Raw genomic sequence first — 13,085 nt, forward strand, 5'->3', positions numbered from 1 at the left:
CGTACGCCGCTGGGCGGCGGGATCAGGCCAGGTGCCCCAGCGCGACCGACCTGCGCAGGTGCTCCAGCGTGGCGGCGAGCCCGACCACGAAGGGTGTCGCCGCGAGCGCGTCGAGCTCGGGCCAGACCGCGCTGCGCACCCGCAGGTCACGGGCTTGGAAGGCGGACGTCGACGACGAGCCGAAGGTCACCAGGGGTCGCCTCTTGACGACGCGGGCGAACTCCGCGACCACGAACCCCACCGACACCGCGTGCGGGGCGGCCATCACCTTGACCACCGACCGACCGCCGCCCACCGCCGCGCCGTCGAGGCGCCGCAGGCCGGCGACAACCATGGCGCCGCAGTCGGGGGCGTAGATGTAGCTGCGCATGGTGTCGAGCGGGACGTAGATCGAGAGCGGCCGGCGCAGCAGGTGCGCCCGGCAGAGCTGGGAGATGATCCCCTGCGGCTTGGACAGGTCCTGGCCGGGACCGAAGAGGTTCGCGATGCGACCGATCAGCAGCGAGGACCCGGTGGCGCGCTGGAAGTCGCGGGCGAGTGCCTCGAGCGCGAGCTTGGCGTCGCCGTAGGGCGAGATGCTGACCGGCACCGTCTCCTCGTCGAAGGGCGGGTCGGCCGAACCGGCGTACACCCCGCCGGCGGACGACGCCAGGAACAGCGACCCCTCCGGTCCCGCTCCCGCCTCGCGCAGGCTCGACAGCAGGTGGGCGAAGGCCTCGACCTCGCGCGCGAGGTCCGTCGCCGAGGTGCCGGAGACACCGGCGCCCGCGCACCACGCGACCCACCACGGGCGCCCCGCGGCGTGGGCGAGGAACTCCCGCGCCATCTCCTCCAGGCTCATCCGGGTCGCATCCGCAGCCAGCCAGGCCACCGGGCGCGGGGGCGCCCACACCTCGGCCGTCCCGGACGTGACCGTCGCGTCCACCACGGACGAGCCGAGCAGGCCACCGGCCCCGACGACCCACAGGACCGGTCGGGCGGAGGACCCCTCAGTCATGCGGGGGCGCGATCGGCCGTCGGCCCAGCGGTCCCTGGCTCCGGTCGCCGGTGATCAGGTAGTTGGGCCGCCCCATGGAGGTGTTCACCGAGACGCCGACGTACTCGGCGATCACGCCGAGGGAGAACAGCACCGTCCCGACGCCCAGCAGCATCACCACCATGACGGAGGTCCAGCCGGGTTCGTCGATGGTGCCGAGCAAGCGGCCGATGACCGCCCCGACGGCGAAGACGACACCCAGCACGGCGACCGAGACACCGAGCAGCGAGACCAGTCGCAGGGCTCGCGTGCCCGACGACAGCACGAGGCGCCAGAAGTGGGAGGCGAGCGCGCGGCTCGAGTAGCCCGACGGGCGTCCGCCCTCGGCCCGCAGCTCCACCGGGCAGGTCGCCACGCGCGAGTTGACCCAGCCCAGCGCGATGTCGAGGTAGACCCCCGCACCGGAGTACGCCGCCACGCTGCGCCCGATGTCGCCCAGCACGAGCCGGTAGCTCTGGAAGCTGACGATGTCGGGGCCGGGGACCAGTCGCTGCACGGCCGACTTCGCCGAGCGCGAGGCGAGGTTGCGCAGCAGACCGTGGGGAGCCGGGTTGGTCGCCTTCGCGTAGACCACCCCGGCCTGCTCGTGCATCGCGGTGTCGAGCATGCGCGGGATCGCCTCGGGGTCGTGCTGGCCGTCCTCGTCCATCGTGACGATCCAGTCGCTGCCCGAGGACGCCATGCCCGCCAGCGTCGCGGCGTGCTGTCCGAAGTTGCGCGTCAGCCAGACCGCGCGCACCTGTGGGAACTTCTCGGCCAGCGACCTCATCACCTGCGGCGAGTCGTCCGGGCCGTTGTCGTGCACGAGCAGCACCTCGGCGACGACCATGTCGTGGCCACCTGTCGTGACCCGCGGCGTGAAGAGCGGCGCGAGCTCCTCGACGACCGCCCGCAGGGTCTGCTCACCCTGGTAGACGGGGATGACCACGGCGACGGTGTGCCGAGGAGATGGTGCGGGCGCCTCGGTCACCACGGAAAACTAGCACTCACCTGACACACTCGCGCCATGGTCACGGCAGGTTCCCCGTCGCTCAACGCGCCTGAGTACTGGTGGTACACCGCCCGCGCACGGCTGCTGCAGACCGTCCTGGAGCCGTACGCCGCCGGCGCCAGGCGGGTCCTCGACGTGGGGAGCGCCGACGGCCCGAGCGTCGGCTGGCTGACGGCCTCGGAGCTCGCGGTCGCGATGGACATCGATCCGCGGGGACTCGTCGCCGGCGGCGTGTGCGGCTCGGCGACCGCGCTCCCCTTCGCCGACGCGTCGTTCGACGTCGTCGCTGCGTTCGACGTCATCGAGCACTGCGCCCCCGAGGCGCTCGCGTTGGCCGAGGCGGCGCGCGTGCTGGCCCCGGGAGGCGTCTTCCTCATGTCGGTGCCGGCCTACCAGTGGGCGTGGACCGAGTTCGACGAGGCCAACCACCACCACCGGCGCTACACCAGGCGCCGTGCGGTGGACGCGGTGACGGGTGCGGGGTTCCGCGTCGAGCGGGCGACGTACGCCTTCGGAGCCACCTTCCCCGCCTTCGCCGCTGACCGACTGCGGCGCCGCATCAGCGAGCGCCGCTCCCCCGCGCCCGCACCCGCGCCCTCGGGCACCGAGCCCGAGCTCCCGCAGGTGCACCCGGTGCTCGCGCGGGCACTGCTGCGTGCCACCCGTGTCGACCAGCGGCTGCTCCGCACCCGCGACCTGCCGTTCGGCTCCTCCGTCGTGGTGGCCGCCCGTCGGGCGTGACCCGACCGGGCTCAGCGCCCGACGAACTCGCCGGCCGACTCCTGCTCGGGGGTGACCGTCGGCACAGCGTCGTGCGTCGGGGCCGAGAAGGCCCGCCGCACCGCCTTGCGGACGCTGCCTCGCAGCGACGCCGGTCCCCACCAGGCCCGTAGCCGCCCCCGGACGCCGTGCTGCGTGAGGAGGTCGCGGCGCTCCCGGACGACGACCTGCCACGCGCGCGACGCCTCGTCCTCGCTGGGCGGCACCAGCGCGAAGACACCGTCCGCCATCCGGGCGAGGTCGACGCCGCGCCCCAGGACGGCGGCCTGCATAGGCCGCGGCGCACCCGCGGGCACATGGTGGCCGAGGTCCACGACGAGGTCGAGCAGCTCCTGCCACGCGCCCGCCACCCGGTCGGCCGGTGATCCCGACGTACGCCGCCGGCGCCGGCGCCACCACTTGGCCGCCGGGACGGCGCCGATCAGGAGGAGGGCCGCCAGCACCCCGGCCATGACCCTCGGCACCCGCGAGTCCTCCGGCTCCTCGCTCGTCGGCAGGGTCTTCCGCTCGGGCTCGGCGGTGGGCGGCTGCGCACGGGGATCCTTCTCCTTCTCCTTCTGCGCCGCCTCCTCCTCCGCGACCACGAAGGCACCCGGGTCCTGCTTCGGCGGATCGGTGCGACGCGGGGCTCGGGTGCTGAGGTAGAGCTCGGCCGGCAGCACGCGCCACGAGCCGTCGGCCACCCGCACCTCCACCCACGTCGTCACGTCGCTCCCGCGCACGAGCCCGTCCTTGCCCGGCACCGCGCCGACCACGACCCGTGCAGGTACGCCCAGGCGGTTCGCCGCCAGTGCGAGCAGGGCGGCGTACTGCTCGTGGTCGCCCACCATCTGCTCGGCCTCGAAGAACCCGGCCCCCAGCCGGGCGGCGTCGTGGCCGGCGGTGAAGCGTTGCTCCCACGACTCGGCGCCGTCGCTGTAGCGCCCGTTGGTGCGCAGGTAGTCGGCGACGCTGAACACGCGCTGCATCGGTGTGAGGGACGCCTGGCGCCACGGAGCGAGGGCGTCGTCGAGGAACCGGCCCTCGGGCTGGCTGCGGCCGCGCCGGTAGGGCACCATCGCGACCCGCAGCTCCGAGGGCGGCAGCACGGCCGTGAAGGAGTAGTCGTCGCGACGCACCAACCCACCGCGCACCATCGCAGTGAGCGTGGCGGGGTTGTACCTCACGTCCTCGCGCTGCGCGCGGCCGTCGAGGTAGGTGAACTCCAGCGAGGTCAGCTGTCCTGCGAGCGGGAGCCAGCTGCTGCCCTCGTACGCGCGGCGCACCCTGACCTCCACGGTCGCCGGACGACCACGCAGCGGCGCGCCGACCTCCTGGCCGATGCGCAGGAAGAGGGAGTCGCTGCGGCCTTCCACGGTGCGGTTGCCGGGGCTCCAGGTCGTGCCGTCGTAGACGTCGAGCGTGACGAAGCGCAGCGGGGTGTCGCGCGGCAGCCCGGAGACCTTGAGGAGGGTCTCGTTGAAGACGTTGCCGGGCGTGCCGGGGAGCTGGCGCGTGAAGCTCCGGAAACGGGACAGGGGGTTGTCCAGCCGCGACACGTCCTCGCCGGCGCCCACCTGCCCGCGCAGCACCCACCGCTGGTCGTCGGCGGCCGGCGCCGGCGGCTCGATGACGGTCCCGAGCAGTGCGGCGACTCCCCCGGCCACCACCAGCGCGACGGCGGACCGGACGGCTCCGGCGTTGCGCACGGTCGTCGGACCGGTCCGGTGCCCGCGCGAGGAGGACCAGGCTATGGCCGTCGCAGCCAGCACGAGCAGGCGTACGCCGTCGAGACCCGGGTCCTGCACACCGAGCAGGGTGGTGAGCACCAAGCCGAGCAGGACGGGCAGCAGCGGCAGGACCGGACGCCGGCTGAAGAGCGCCAGCGCCGCGCAGCTCCCGGCCAGGACGTAGCCGAGGATGAAGGTGAGGACCAGCGGTGCGCCCGCGGCGTCCGCCGGCGGGATCGTGCTCAGCAGCTCACCCGGCCCGGTCACCGCGCCGGTGAGGACCGCGGACATGGAGTCCGGCCCCGGGACCGTCACGAGGTCACCCTCGTGGCGCGAAACCAGCGCTCCGAGCGGGGCGAAGAGGACCAGCAGCGTGAGCACGAGCTCCGAGCGCGAGCGACCCTGCGTCCAGGCGACGGTGGCCAGCGCCGTGGCCATCACGGCCCCGAGCCCGCCGACGACGAGGTAGGAGCGGTCGGAGTAGCTGCCCTCCAGCGCGGTCAGGACGACGAGCACGAGCACCACCGGTGCGACCACGTCCGCCCACGAGGTCGGGCGGTGCTCGGGAGCGCGCTCCGCGGTCGTCATCCGAGGCTCTTCGCGAGCAGGGACGCCAGGTGCGGGAGGTCGTCCACCACGAGGGAGGTGGACCGACCGCTGCGTGCGGTGCGGGGCTCGGCGCCGTGGTCGGCGCGCACGCTGAGGACGTCGGCCGATGTCGGGAAGTGACTGACGGCGCGGCGCACGGCCGCCCCGTCGGCCCGGCTCCCGGTCACCGTGGCCACGAGGCTGCTGCCACCCATCCCGCCCGAGACCCGGGCACAGGTGTGCTGGAGGTCGCTGCTGCCCCAGGTGAACCGGCACGCCAGGTCCAGCAGCGAGGAGACCTCGGTCGTCACCGTCACCTCGTCGCCGCACGCGAACGCCACCTCGAAGCCGTCCTGGGCCGCACGGACGGCGACCGAGGTGGCGGCCGAGACCGCGAGCTCGAACTCAGCCGAGTCGACGTAGCTGTCCCGGTGCGGGTCGAGCAGCACGGAGGCGTGGCTGTGGCGGGTGAGCTGGAACTGGCGCACCAGGAGCGACCCGGCGCGGGCGGACGACTTCCAATGGACGTGGCGCGGGTCGTCACCGGGCACGTACTCGCGCAGCGCGTGGAACGAGAAGTCGCTGGCCGTGAGCCGGTCGCTGGGCACCCCTTCGAGGTCGTGGACCATTCCGGCCGACAGCGACGGGAGGTGCGCGATCCTGGGGCGCACGTGCAGGAGGAGGGTCGGGGTCACCGCGCGCTCGCGGCGGAACGCGCCGAACAGGTCGGTGCGCACGTGGACCGCCGGGCCCACGTCCACGAGGCCGCGGTGCTCGGTGGGCAGGGTCAGGTCGACCCGGGCCGGGCGGGTGGTCGTCACGAGCGACGGGCGTACGCCGCGCGCATCCCCCGCGGTGGGCACGACGAAGGTCGGCGCGAGCAGCGGTAGCCGGTGGGCGCGAACGTCGAGTGCGGCCACCGCGCCGTCGCCCACCGTGACGCGGGAGGGCCGCAGCTCCAGCTCGACCACCGCGCGCCGGGGCAGCAGCACGGTCACCGCACCCAGCGCCAGCACGACCCCGACGGTGGCAGCGAGGTGGACGAGCTCGGTCCACTGGTAGCGCTCCCCCAGCCAGGCCGCCACGAGCGCGAGCCCACCCAGGCCCCATCCCGTGGGGGTGACCCTTCGTCGCACGGCCGCCGTCGCGCCCCTCAGGACCGCCGGCGCCATCACCCGCGACCGGTGGGCGCGGCGACCGACGCGACGATGTCGTCGATCACCGCCTCCACCGTGGTGTCGCCGAACACGGCCTCGGGACGCAGCAGCAGCCGGTGGTTGAGGACGGGGGTGGCCAGGGTCGCGACGTCGTGCGGGACGACGTGCGTGCGGCGCGCGGCGGCGGCCCACACCTTGGCGACCCGGATGAGCGCCAGCGCACCGCGGGGAGACAGGCCGACGCGCACGTCGGGGTGGTCGCGGGTCGCCTCGGCGACGAGCCGGACGTAGCGGATGAGGGCGTCGTCGACGTGGACGCGATCGGCCACCTCGCCCATCGCGGTGACGTCACCGAGACCCGCGACCGGGGACACCAGCCCTGCGCGGTCGCGGATGGCGCTGCCGCGCAGCAGCGTCTCGGTGGCGTCGGCGTCGGGGTAGCCGACGGAGGTCTTGACGAGGAAGCGGTCGAGCTGGGCCTCGGGCAGTCGGTAGGTCCCCGCCTGCTCGATCGGGTTCTGCGTGGCGATCACCATGAAGGGGCGGGGCACGTCGTGCGTCACCCCGTCGACGGTGACGTGTCCCTCCTCCATCACCTCGAGCAGCGCCGACTGCGTCTTGGGCGAGGCCCGGTTGATCTCGTCGGCCAGGAGGAGGTTGTGGAAGACCGCGCCCGGGTGGAAGTCGAAGCGCGAGGTGTGCTGGTCGAAGACCGTCACCCCGGTGACGTCGGAGGGCAGCAGGTCGGGGGTGAACTGGATGCGGGCGTGCGAGCCGTGGATGGTGTTGGCCAGCGCGCGGGCGAGCATCGTCTTGCCTGTGCCGGGGTAGTCCTCGAGCAGGATGTGGCCGTTGGCGACCAGACAGCTCAGCGTCAGGCGCACGAGGTGGTCCTTGCCGAGCAGCGCCTGCTCGATGTTGGCCGCCATGGCGTCGAACTGCTCTGCGAACCTGTCGACGTCGTCCTGGGTGACCATGGCCGAATCCTAGTGAGGTCTCCCTCGGGCGGTGGGCGGATGCGCCGAAGCGGGTGCTCTAGGCTCGCCCGCGTGGACGAGGACGAGATCCGGAAGTCGGCACAGCTCGAGCAGAAGCACTGGTGGTACGCCGGCCGCCGGGCGCTGGTCCGGCGCCTCGTGCGCCAGGTCCCGCCGGGCCGCGCCCTCGACGTCGGCTGCGGGTCGGCCGGCAACACCGCCGTGCTGCGCGACCTCGGCTGGTCGGTGACCGGCCTGGAGTACTCGCCCGCGGCGGCGAGGCTCGCCCGTGCCCGACAGCTCCCGGTGCTGCGCGGCGACGCGCGCCACCTGCCGTTCCCCGACGAGACCTTCGACCTGGTGATGTCGACCGACATGTGGGAGCACGTCGTCGAGGACGACCAGGTGGCCGCCGAGGCCGCGCGCGTGCTGCGCCCGGGCGGTCGCCTGCTCGTCGCGGTCCCGGCGGGGATGGACCTCTGGAGCGGCCACGACGTCGCGCTCGGCCACGTCCGTCGCTACGACCGCGATGGCCTCGTCGCGCTCGTGGAGTCGGTGGGACTGCACGTCGACGACGTCCGCTCGTGGAACGTCCTGCTGCGCCCGGTCGCCAAGGCGCGGCGGCGCCGGCACTCCGAGAGCGAGAGCGAGATGGAGCCCGTGCACCCGGTGCTCAACGCCGGCCTGCGCGCCGCCGTCGGGCTGGAGTCGCTCCTTCCTGTCGGCGCCAGGAAAGGCATCAGCCTCGTGGTCCGGGCGAGCAAGCCCGGACCACGAGGCTGATGTGACAGACGGCTGGCCGTCTCCCTGATGCTGTTCGGGGAGGGTTAGGCGGCCCTCGAGTCGGCACTGCGGCGACGAGCCAGCAGGATGCCGAGGCCCAGCAGCAGCAGACCGAGGACACCGAGCACGATGGGCGCGGTGGTGCGGGCGAGCGCGAGCTGCCGGCCCAGGTCGCCGAGGTCCTCGCGGTTGGTCGCGACGGTCTCGTCGGTGTACTCGAGGTTGGCGTCGGTCGCGACGATCGCCTCCTCGCCCTCGTACTCCAGGCTGGTGCGGGTGCTCTCGTTGCGGTCGACGATCGCGCCGGTCTCGGGCTCCACCCACAGCGTCCTGCTGTTCTCGTAGATGGTGGTGGCCGTGACGGACGGCTCGTCGGAGTCGACCAGCGAGCCCGGGATCTCACGGGTGCCGACCTCGGTGGCCGGGACGTCGGACTCGAAGCGGTAGACGGTCAGGCCGTCGATGTCGGTCTCCTCGACGAACTCCATGTCGATCGACTCGCCCAGCGTGCCGTCCCACCACTGGTAGGTCTGCTTCTGGGTGTTGAAGGGCAGCTTGTAGACCTGTCCCTCGCGGTTGGCGGCGGTGCGCTCGCCCTCCGTGGTCTCGGTGAAGGCATCGCAGCAGTTGACCGCCGCACCGTCGGTGGCGCCGAAGGCCACGCGCTCCTGGCTGCGGGAGATGATGGTGCCGTCCGCGGCGCGGATGGACTGCGAGCCGAACCACACGCGTACGTCGTCGCCGGCCTCCTCGGTCGCCTCGGCGTCACCCAGGGTGAGGTTCTGCACCGACAGGTCGGTCTGCTCCTCGGAGAGGGTGGAGGTGTTGAAGTAGGTGGCGTCCTCTGCCTGGAGCTTGGTGACGCTGTTCTGGTTCACCGGTGCCACCGCCAGCTCGGGGTAGGCGTAGAACCTCACCAGGAGAGCGACTGCCAAGAAGAAGCAGCCAAGCCCCACCAAGACGGGGCCGAGGATACGTCGCATGTGAATCTGTTCTCCCTCCGAAGCGCCTGCTGGCCGCAGATCGAGCGTCACAGTAGCAGCGGGATCGGGCCTTGGCACCGTGTCCGACCCATGTTGTGTCAAGTAGTTACGCGCGAGTAGAACTCGCGGGTAGGTCACGGTCCTCAAGGGCGGCCACCGTGGCCGCCACCGCCTCGGTGTGCATCCGTTCCCACGTGAAGCCCGAGGCCCACTGACGGCAGCCCGCGACCAGTCGCTCGCGCTCGGTGGTGTCGCCGAGCACGGTGACGGCGTGATGGATGCGCTCGGCCAGCACCTCGGGCAGCCGCTCGCCCGAGTCGGCCTCGACCAACCACCCGGTCTCCCCGTCGACGATGGAGTCCCGCAGGCCGGGCACGTCGCGGCCCACCGTCGGCAGGCCGTGCGCAGCGGCCTCGATGACCACCTGCCCCCAGCCCTCGGCGTCGGATGCGCACACGTGCAGCCCGCTGCGCGCCAGCACGGCATCACGCTCATCGTCAGGGAGGTAGCCGTGGAGCGTCACGTAGCCGCCCGCGTCCAGCTCGGCGACCAGCGCGGCCAGCGCGTCGGCCTCCGGTCCGCGGCCGATGACGTCGAGGCGCAGGTCGGGGAGCTCGGGCTTGAGCGAGACGATCGCGCGCACCACCGCGTCGACCCGCTTGTGGGGCACGAGGCGGCCCAGCACGGCGACGTGGGCCGGCGCGCCGGGGCTCGCGTGCGCCTCCCCCGCGCGGTCGGTCGCGCCGTTCTGCAGGATGCCGATGGGACCCTCCCACGCGAGGAGCTCGCGCATCTCCTCGGCGGTGGACCGCGAGACGGCGTACGTCGGCACGGAGCGGTAGACGCGCGGCATCAGCCACCCCTCGAGCCACCTGCCCAGCGTGCTGAGCGGACGCGGGAAGTAGGTGCGGAACTGCTCCTGGTGCACGTGGTGCACGAGCAGCACCACTGCGGTCCGGCGACGTACGAAGAGCGGCGAGAAGGTCGGGATGCCGCACTCGGGGTCGATGACCACGTCGAGACGACGACGGCGCCGCAGCAGCTGCCAGGCGGCCCACGGGTAGAACGTCATCGCGCTGCCGCCGCGGAGCACGGGGATCCCGTCGCGCTCGTCGGTCGCGTGCTGGTGGCGGTCACGCGCGGTCAGGAACTCCACGCGCGCCCCGGCCTCCTGCAGGGCGCGGGCATACTCCCAGGCGTAGTGCTCCGACCCACCGGCGAGGCTGTGGTCGAGGTCGCGCCAGTTGACGACGACCGCACGGACGCCGTCGAGGGAGCCGGGCTCAGGCATCCAGCGCGAGGTCGGCCGACGCGGGTGGCACGAGGGGCGTCACCGAGGCGTCGACCGGCGCGGCCGGGACGCGTCGCTGGGCCCGTCGCTGGGCCCGTCGCAGCATCAGCGCGATCCCAGCGAGCTGGGCGAAGGACTGGACGCCGTGCCGGGCGGGGTCGAAGGTCGAGCCGGGCACGTCGACCCAGGTGACGGGGAACTCCGCGATGCTGGCACCGAGGAGCTGCGCGCGGCCGAGGACCTCGACGTCGAAGGAGAAGCCGGCCGTGTGCGTGTCGGCGAAGACCTGCCGCGCGAGGGGCCCGCGGAAGACCTTGAAGCCGCACTGGGTGTCGCGCACGTCCTCGACCAGGCGTGCGGTGCACCAGCGGTAGGCCGCCGCCCCGCGCTCGCGAAGACCGCTGTGGCGCGCCATGGTCACCGAGCCGGACACCGCTCGCGAGCCGATGGCCACGTCCGCGCCGCGGCGGATGTGCTCGACCGCCTGGGTGAAGGCGTCGAAGGAGGTGGCGCCGTCGGCGTCGACGAAGGCGACGAGGTCGGCGGTGGTGGCGAGGATGCCGGCGCGGACCGCGGCACCCTTGCCGGGCTCGGGGCAGTGGAGCACCGAGACCGGGACCTGGGGGGTCGACAGCATCCGCGCGACGTCGGCGGTGCCGTCGGTGCTGGCGTTGTCGACGACCAGCACCTCGAGGCGACCGGCCCAGTCGGGGTGCGCCTCACCGATCCAGGAGCCGAGGAGGACGAGGGTGCGCGGCAGGCGCTGCGCCTCGTTGTAGGCCGGGACGACGACCTGGATCATCGGACCGGCCTCGTGCCCGGCGTTCCCGCCGACCTCGGCAGGTCGGGCGGTCACTCGTCCGCGTACCCGCCGATGGAGGACTGCGCGACGGGCTCGCCGGCGGTCATGGACTTGACCGCGTTGACGCCGCCCACGGAGACGACGAGTGCCGCGACGAGGCCGGACACACCAGAGATGACGATGCTGTTCACAAGAACCCTCCCAGAATGAGGCCGCGACGGTTAGTTACTCGCCAGTCCGGCCGGGGGGAGCATAACCCCTGCGACGGGCAAAGGTGACGATCGCCACGAACAGTCCCACCACAGCGACCGCGTCAGCCGCCAGGATCACGGCCCTACGTCCGGCGCCGCCGGCCCGCGGGTCGTCGACCTGCGCGGCGGGTCCGAGGTCGACGAGGGTGAGCCAGCGTCCGTCGTGGACGACCGTGCCGGGCGGGGCGTCGTACGCGCGTGGCACGGGCTTCTCCACCAGGACCCACCGCACGCCGACGTCGTGCAGCGCCTGCGCGGCGTCGGCTTCCTCGAGCGCACCGGTCACCTGCGCCGCGCGGGGGTCCTCCCCCGGCAGGACGCGGTCCGGCAGCACGATCCGGTCGTCGATGAGCACCTCCCCGGGCAGCAGCCGCGGGGCCGGGTCGAGGGAGGCGCGGGAGTCGTTCCAGCCGAGCCGGCGATAGCTGCCGACCCACGGGAGCACGATGGTGTCACCGGAACCGGCGGCGTCGTCCTCGGCGAGGATCGCTGACACGGTGTCCCACTCGGCGGGGTAGGTGACCGGGCGCAGGTCACCGGCGAGCCCCCAGGCCGCGCTCGGCAGCAGCAGCGCCGGGGCCGCGAGCAACGCCAGCGTGGGCACCAGCAGTCCCTCCTGTCCCGCGGCGGCCCGGCGGCGCAGGGCGACCACGACGAGGGCCACGCCGAGCGACAGGACGAGGGCGAGCGGAGCGAGGTAGCGGTGGGAGTCCCGCAGGATCGACAACCCCGGCACCACGCGGGAGATGTCGGCGAGGCCGTCCGGCGCCCAGGCGGGCACGACCGCGAGCGCGACGGCGAGCCCGCCGGTCGCGAGCAGGGACCGCTTGAGACCCCTGTCGACGCGGGCACGGAGCAGGGCGAGCACCGCCACGACACTGAGGAGGAGCGCCGCCGCCACGACGAGCGCGGACGTCCGCTCGGCCGGCACCACGCTCTCCTTCCAGATGCCCCCGAGGGACAGCACGCTCGGCAGCACGCCCAGCGACGACTCGGCACGGGCACCGAACGACGCGAACCCGGCCGCACCGCCCAGGTCGACCCGGTCACCGAGCGTGAGCCCCGGCACCAGCCACGGGGCGTTGGCCACGCCGACGCTCGCCACCACGACCAGGACCGCACGCCACCGGGTGACCACGACGGCCAGGGCGACCAGGGCGGCCGTGAGCCCGCTCGAGGGGCTGCACACGGCGCTGAGCACGAGGGTCACCAGCAGCATCGGCCAGCGCGTCGCGTCGTCCCGCACCCGCCACGCGGCCAGGACCACCCACGGCAGCAGGGCGTAGCCGACGACGGTCGCCCACTGCCCGATCGAGAGCCGCTCGACGACCCACGGGTTCCACAGGTACGCCGCCACGGCGGCGACCGCGGCCCAGGAGGACCCGCCCACCACGCGGCGGACCAGGCGTCCGATGCCGGTTCCGGCCACCACGAACGACGACAGCAGGAGGATCTTCTGCAGCCACCCTCCCGGGACCACCTTCGTGGCGAGGGACACGAGCGCGTCCATCGGCACGGCCCGCGGCACGCTTCCGTCCAGACCGAGCCATGCGTCCTTCCACGGCTGGTGCGGCACGAAGACCATGTCGCCGCGCAGCACCGAGCCCGAAGCGAGCAGCGCCGGCCCGAGCACCACGAGGGCGATCACGACGCTCACGCCGGCGGTGAGCAGGTCGGGCGCGGCCGCGGCCACCCGCGTACGAGGGTGCGGCCGTGCGCCGTCCGACCCGTGCACGG

The 13,085-nt window shown here is 73.4% G+C and carries 12 protein-coding genes; 2 read left to right on the plus strand and 10 right to left on the minus strand.

From position 1 onward, the window contains the following. Positions 1-22: 22 nt before the first annotated feature. Complete coding sequence (locus tag K4G59_RS15465) at positions 23-997, minus strand: NAD-dependent epimerase/dehydratase family protein (RefSeq protein WP_231251962.1); 975 nt, start codon at positions 995-997, stop codon at positions 23-25. Then, positions 990-2,006, minus strand: coding sequence for a glycosyltransferase (locus tag K4G59_RS15470; RefSeq protein ID WP_231251963.1), 1,017 nt, complete (start codon positions 2,004-2,006; stop codon positions 990-992). The genes K4G59_RS15465 and K4G59_RS15470 overlap by 8 nt, the downstream gene beginning before the upstream one ends. Positions 2,007-2,042: 36 nt before the next feature. Here K4G59_RS15470 and K4G59_RS15475 point away from each other — a divergent pair, with 36 nt between their 5' ends. Then, positions 2,043-2,768: a class I SAM-dependent methyltransferase gene (locus K4G59_RS15475; protein ID WP_231251964.1), complete on the plus strand. Its 726-nt coding sequence runs from the start codon at positions 2,043-2,045 to the stop codon at positions 2,766-2,768. An 11-nt stretch (positions 2,769-2,779) separates the two neighbouring features. Here K4G59_RS15475 and K4G59_RS15480 read toward each other — a convergent pair whose 3' ends face one another. The 3 genes from K4G59_RS15480 to K4G59_RS15490 are packed head-to-tail and all read right to left on the minus strand — an operon-like array spanning position 2,780 to position 7,238. Continuing rightward, on the minus strand, positions 2,780-5,104 hold the full coding sequence (locus K4G59_RS15480) for a transglutaminase TgpA family protein (protein ID WP_231251965.1): 2,325 nt from the start codon (positions 5,102-5,104) through the stop codon (positions 2,780-2,782). Further along, positions 5,101-6,240, minus strand: a complete 1,140-nt coding sequence (locus K4G59_RS20565; protein ID WP_231251966.1) for a DUF58 domain-containing protein — start codon at positions 6,238-6,240, stop codon at positions 5,101-5,103. The genes K4G59_RS15480 and K4G59_RS20565 overlap by 4 nt, the downstream gene beginning before the upstream one ends. A gap of 35 nt (positions 6,241-6,275) precedes the next feature. Continuing rightward, positions 6,276-7,238 (minus strand): AAA family ATPase, encoded by a 963-nt coding sequence (locus K4G59_RS15490; RefSeq protein WP_231251967.1) that lies wholly within the window; start codon positions 7,236-7,238, stop codon positions 6,276-6,278. Between the two features lie 72 nt (positions 7,239-7,310). Between K4G59_RS15490 and K4G59_RS15495 the strand changes: the two genes are divergently transcribed. Next, positions 7,311-8,021, plus strand: a complete 711-nt coding sequence (locus tag K4G59_RS15495) for a class I SAM-dependent methyltransferase (RefSeq protein ID WP_231251968.1) — start codon at positions 7,311-7,313, stop codon at positions 8,019-8,021. Positions 8,022-8,065: 44 nt separating this feature from the next. Here K4G59_RS15495 and pgfA read toward each other — a convergent pair whose 3' ends face one another. From pgfA to K4G59_RS15520, 5 genes are all read right to left on the minus strand, one after another. Next, positions 8,066-9,004 carry a cell envelope lipid trafficking protein PgfA gene (gene pgfA, locus K4G59_RS15500; protein ID WP_269210234.1) on the minus strand — a complete coding sequence of 313 codons (939 nt, stop codon included), beginning with the start codon at positions 9,002-9,004 and terminating at the stop codon, positions 8,066-8,068. Between the two features lie 106 nt (positions 9,005-9,110). Next, positions 9,111-10,295 (minus strand): glycosyltransferase family 4 protein, encoded by a 1,185-nt coding sequence (locus K4G59_RS15505; protein ID WP_231251970.1) that lies wholly within the window; start codon positions 10,293-10,295, stop codon positions 9,111-9,113. Continuing rightward, the gene (locus tag K4G59_RS15510; protein WP_231251971.1) at positions 10,288-11,151 is read right to left on the minus strand and encodes a glycosyltransferase; all 864 of its coding nucleotides are present in this window, start codon (positions 11,149-11,151) and stop codon (positions 10,288-10,290) included. Before K4G59_RS15510 ends, K4G59_RS15505 begins: the two co-directional genes overlap by 8 nt. Next, entirely contained in the window at positions 11,148-11,288 is a 141-nt protein-coding gene (locus K4G59_RS15515; RefSeq protein WP_207085194.1) for a hypothetical protein, read from the minus strand. The genes K4G59_RS15510 and K4G59_RS15515 overlap by 4 nt, the downstream gene beginning before the upstream one ends. A gap of 34 nt (positions 11,289-11,322) precedes the next feature. Next, entirely contained in the window at positions 11,323-13,083 is a 1,761-nt protein-coding gene (locus K4G59_RS15520; protein ID WP_231251972.1) for an MmpA family trehalose lipid delivery protein, read from the minus strand. Positions 13,084-13,085: the final 2 nt, after the last annotated feature.

Origin of the sequence: Nocardioides furvisabuli, from assembly GCF_021083185.1 — a bacterium.
GTDB classification, from domain to species: domain Bacteria; phylum Actinomycetota; class Actinomycetes; order Propionibacteriales; family Nocardioidaceae; genus Nocardioides; species Nocardioides furvisabuli.